Below are 5,405 nucleotides of genomic sequence, written 5' to 3' on the forward strand. Positions count from 1 at the left end.
ATGACTATGGAATTATAAAATTTAACAGATATCTCCAGAAAAGAGGGAACAGGGAACAGGGAGAAATAATTGATAATTTATAGATATCTCAGCTTATATATAGCGTTTCTCAAATTACTGAGGTACAGTTGTTTTTCTTCTTTTCTACTCCCTACTCCCTACTCCCTAAAACACAAAAATTTTATACCTCACGCTTCTTGGGAATTGCTATATTCAAGTGAAAATACCTTCAAATAATCCTTTTCTATTGCGAGATTATCAAATCACTAAATTAATCTAAAATTGTCAAACCACTAAAATAATCCTTCAATTGTCGTTCGTAGTCGTAGCCAAGATTATCTGGTATAGATGTAACTTCAAAAGCTTGAACACCAGTAATTTCCACAGCATCTTGAACATTTAAATCTCCCCGAACATCAGCCTCAACCAAAATATTAATAGAATGTAGCCTAGGATCTCGATCTGGTGCAGAATATACTCCAACTAATCTACGAACTTTAACTAACTCTAATCCTGTTTCTTCAAGTAACTCCCTTTTCACAGTAGTTGTAACATCTTGACCCCATTCCACCATACCTCCCGGTAGAGCATATTTATTATTGTCACGGCGACGAACAAAAACTATCCGGCCATCAGGCAAAATGGGGACTATATTAACACCTGTCACAGGATGGCGGAAAATTAAGCCAAGTACAGTTTGTCCAATTTTCCATAATTGACTTATGAGCTTAGGAATCACAACTAAAATATAAAGCACTTTCAATAATTATTTTTGTAGTTTTTTTTATCTAGGAGCAAACAAAAAGTTAATTTACAGGCTGATATTGCAGATTTTTTTTACCTAATAAGGTACAATTCTTTACAATTTTTACTAAACACCTTAACTGGGAATACTAGAAGTAAGTATTGAGAATAAAAAAATTATTATTACAATCCCTAAGTAATATTTATTGAAAACTATTCTCTTGCTACTTAACTAAAAGCTTAGTAAAACATAAAACATATTGTAATATTCTATAAGAAAATTGCACTCAAATCAATTTGTCAATTTCCATCAAAGGAAAAATCAATAAATGCTCAACGGTCTGCTCTTAGTGCCATTAATAGGTGTCGCTATCATTGGTTTTTGGCCAAGCACTCTCTCACCAAAACTAGCTAGACAAATAGCTCTAGTTGTGGCCATATTTAGTTTAGTATGGTCCTTAGTGCTACTAACTGAATTCAACCCACAAGATCCAAATTTACAGTTCGTCGTCTCATTTCCCTGGATAGACTCTCTAGGTTTAAGCTACTCCCTAGGTATGGACGGTTTATCCCTGCCATTAGTAGTATTAAATGGTCTGTTAACTGGTATTGCTATTTATGCCACAGACAAATCAATCAAAAGACCTCGTTTTTATTACTCCCTAATATTGTTGCTAGCATTCAGCGTATTTGGAGCTTTTCTAGCTCAAGACTTACTACTATTTTTCCTCTTCTATGAACTAGAGCTAATTCCTCTATACCTATTAATAGCAATTTGGGGAGGGCCAAGACGGGGTTACGCATCCACAAAATTTCTGATTTACACAGCAATTTCAGGAATTTTCATCCTAGCTGGGTTCTTGGGAGTAGCGTGGTTAAGTGGCTCATCTAATTTCGCTTACGACCAAGCAGTTGCCCATACCCTACCTTTAGGAACTCAACTATTATTATTAGGAACAATAATCATCGGTTTTGGCATTAAAATTCCTCTAGTACCCTTCCATACATGGCTACCCGATGCTCACGTTGAAGCTTCCACACCTATTTCCGTACTTTTAGCAGGAGTACTATTGAAACTAGGAACTTATGGTTTACTGAGATTTGGATTAAATATGTTCTCAGAAGCTTGGGTATATATTTCTCCATGGTTAGCAATATGGGCAGTAGTCAGTGTACTTTATGGTTCATTTAATGCGATCGTCCAAAAAGATATGAAAAAAATGGTAGCCTATAGTTCCGTTGGTCATATGGGCTATATTTTATTGGCAAGTGCAGCAGCAACTCCCCTCAGCATTTTGGGAACAGTATTTCAAATGATTAGCCATGGCTTAATTTCAGCCCTACTATTTTTATTAGTGGGAGTAGTTTACAAAAAAGCTGGCACCCGTGACATAGATATATTACGTGGTTTGTTAAACCCAGAACAAGGTTTACCATTGATTGGTAGTTTGATGATTTTAGGAGTAATGGCAAGTGCTGGTATTCCAGGAATGGTTGGATTTATTTCCGAGTTTTTAGTGTTTAGAGGCAGTTTCAATGTGTTTACAGTTCCTACTCTTCTGTGTATGATCGGGACTGGGTTAACATCAGCCTATTTTTTGCTATTAGCAAACCGAGTATTTTTTGGTAGGTTATCTGAAACAGTTGTGAATTTGCCTCCCGTACAACTCTCAGATAGAATACCATCTCTTATTTTAGCACTTCTAATCGTCATTTTAGGAATACAACCAAACTGGATGTTGCGTTGGACTGAAACTGAAGCAAATACAATGAGCGTAGGTCAACCTATATTGTCACAGGTAGTTAAAAAGTAAGCGATCGCTCCTTTACCTGTACTCGTTAATTATTCTGAATAGAGAATAATTTTCTACTCATAATTCTTTGTCTTTTGCAGTTATATCATGTCCAGATAATAGTACAATAGAACAAAAAACTTTCCCCTTCTCTTCCTTTTCCCTATTGACTATTATCTGATTTTTGATACAGCCTATTCCATGTAAGTGTAGTATATCAATTTGAAAAAATAATGTTACGAATAGTTTGGTCAACAAAAATGGTTAAAGTCAGATGTATATTTAGCACTTGGAGAATTATTTCATGGTCAAAAATGATAATAACAGCTCTTTCTACTAACTATTGACTACTAGAAACAGTTCCATTGTTTGTAGCAAACATTTATCAAATTGGTAGTACAGTGATTTTAGTAGATTTGATTAATAAGAATGAAAGCTTTATTCCATACTTCAAAAACTATTTAAAATTTTAGTACCACTGTATCTCATAAACCTGGAATCCGCTGCAACTATTCAAGCGTGCATAATATTATTAGGTTACTCAGAATAAAAAAATATCATTTACAGCGGTTTTCCTGCACGGTAAACCACAGTAAGGACGTTCCATGGAACGTCCCTACAAGGTTTGATGTGTGAAGATGTGGTTCATCAAGAGCGAAAAGCGCTGTAATTTTTGTCAAATAGTACAGGGATATAAATAATACCAAATCTCAAAAATTTTTCTATATTTTCTTGAGCGGAAGAGTAGGGCTGTGGGTAGTTAAACAATTAATAATTACTGGAGAGTACAAAGTTTTTCCCAAGAACAATTTGCTTTGAAGGCTGAAAGTATTTTACAGCTCTGAATAAAGAGTTTTTAACCTTTAGATAGCTGAAAGCCTTAGCTAGCAATGCTTATTTCAAGAACTTTGTACTGTCTAGATAATTACCTTTCCTTGAAAAGAAGAGGATTGGCTCAAAGAAAAATTTTTTATTATCTTGATCGATTGGATATGGTAAGGTCTCATAGCCATCCTACTCTTCGGGAAGCTGTGGCGCTAACCACTGCTTGTTTCTCCTTATAAAAGAGAGACTTTAAGCCTTAATTATTCGGTAACTTGTATACAAAGTCCTATAGTAAGAAGTAAACATAAGAATCATATACACTTAACTAGCTAATAATCGCTCAAAACATTATTGAATCATACTAATTATTTAATCATTGAAGTTTTGCATTTAAGGATAGCATTCTTTTTGAGAAATGGTATAAATGAAATATCAAATTTAGGAAAAAAATTTATGACCACAATTTTAAAATCTAATACTCATCCACTTTCAGTCTATATTAATCGTTTAAAATCTGGTCAAGCCCTACTAAAAGATACACCAGAAAACGTCTTAGAAGTTGTCGGAATCTTGAAAAGTTATGGCATTGTATTAGATGCCTATTCCAAGAATCTAATTTATATTGCCGAACATCAATTTTTAGAAATTTTTCCCTTTTTTAAATACTTCAATGGCAAAATTTCATTAGGTAAATTACTGAAATTTTGGTGGCACGATCGAATTAATTATGAGTATGCAGAATATTGTATGAAAGGAATGTTATGGCATGGGGGTGGAGGTCTCGATAAATATATAGATTCACCAGAATTTCAACAACTAGCAAAAGCAGCAATAGATGCCAAAATTATAGGAAATTTGATCTTAATGCCACTTAATCAATTATTTCCAGAATTTTTACCAGATCTGGTACGTCAACAAGCTTATTACAGTGCTTTAGGTCAATTTTGGCGGGTAATGAGCGACATATTTATGACCTTATCCGATAAGTATGACCAGGGAAAAATGACATCTATTCCTCAAGTAGTAGATCATATTTTATCAGGGTTAGTAGCAGCAGCAAATTTACCAATTACCTATGCTGTAAATGTCAAAGGTAAGCGTTATGAAATAATTCCTAAATCAGTAGGTTTAACATTTTTAACCGATACAGCAGTTCCCTATGTAGAAGCAATTTTTTTCCGAGGCACGCCATTTTTAGGAACAGTTTCATATAATGCTCAAGCCCACCAAATAGACCACGAACAAAGTCGATTTACTTATGGTGCTTTATATGCAGATCCATTACCTATTGGAGGAGCTGGAATTCCACCCACATTACTAATGCAAGATATGCGACATTTTTTACCAGATTATCTTCTAGAAGTTTATCAAAAAACTAATCGAGGTACAGATAATTTACGGGTCAAAATTTGTCAGACTTTTCAAAAGTCAATGTTTTGTGTAACAACAGCAACACTTTTAGGATTAGCACCTCATCCTTTAGATACAGAAAATCCAGAGGAGCAAGCAGCAAATCAAGCCTATTTAGAAGCTTGGATGGATCGATTTTTAACATCACAATTACAAGTTGTTAATAATTAGGGCTTGCTGAATAAGTCTTTTTTAAGGGTAAGAGTTAGGAGTCAAGCTTCTCCTAATTCTTCCTAGGAGGAGAAGCCATGAGAAATGGGAGTGATAGAGAAGGTAGTCGGAAAAATTGTCTGTTAATTTTTCTGTCCTAGTGAGCCTTTTCTACTAACTTTTTGAATCTTTTTGATCTTACTTCTAGCACTTTTTCCAGCTATAAAAATGCTAAAAGCTTTATTTGTATAATGATTTTAAATTTAATCAGCAAGACCTAATTAGCGGTCGCTTATATTTTGTAAGTATTTCCCGCGAAATACTGCGCAAACAGCTTTTGAATGTAATAACTTACTAAGGTTAGCTGAAGACATCTTTTTTAGAAGTTTTAATTCTCCTTGGAGACTAATTCCTGTTTGGATTTGATCATATAGCGCTTTTCACATGGATAGACTACAGTTAGTATGGGCAACCCAAAAGCAT

Annotated in this window: 3 protein-coding genes; 2 read left to right on the top strand and 1 reads right to left on the bottom strand. The window is 34.4% G+C overall.

Annotation, left to right across the window (positions count from 1 at the left end):
* Nucleotides 1-271: 271 nt before the first annotated feature.
* A complete protein-coding gene (locus AC3DU7_RS20635; RefSeq protein WP_488041180.1) occupies nt 272-724 on the bottom strand; it encodes an NUDIX domain-containing protein in 453 nt (150 codons plus the stop codon).
* A 349-nt stretch (nt 725-1,073) separates the two neighbouring features.
* Between AC3DU7_RS20635 and AC3DU7_RS20640 the strand changes: the two genes are divergently transcribed.
* Nucleotides 1,074-2,558 (top strand): NADH-quinone oxidoreductase subunit M, encoded by a 1,485-nt coding sequence (locus AC3DU7_RS20640; RefSeq protein WP_488041178.1) that lies wholly within the window; start codon nt 1,074-1,076, stop codon nt 2,556-2,558.
* Between the two features lie 1,257 nt (nt 2,559-3,815).
* Nucleotides 3,816-4,943, top strand: coding sequence for a CO2 hydration protein (locus AC3DU7_RS20645; protein WP_488041179.1), 1,128 nt, complete (start codon nt 3,816-3,818; stop codon nt 4,941-4,943).
* The last annotated feature ends 462 nt before the right edge of the window (nt 4,944-5,405 follow it).

Source organism: Okeania sp. (assembly GCF_983059655.1).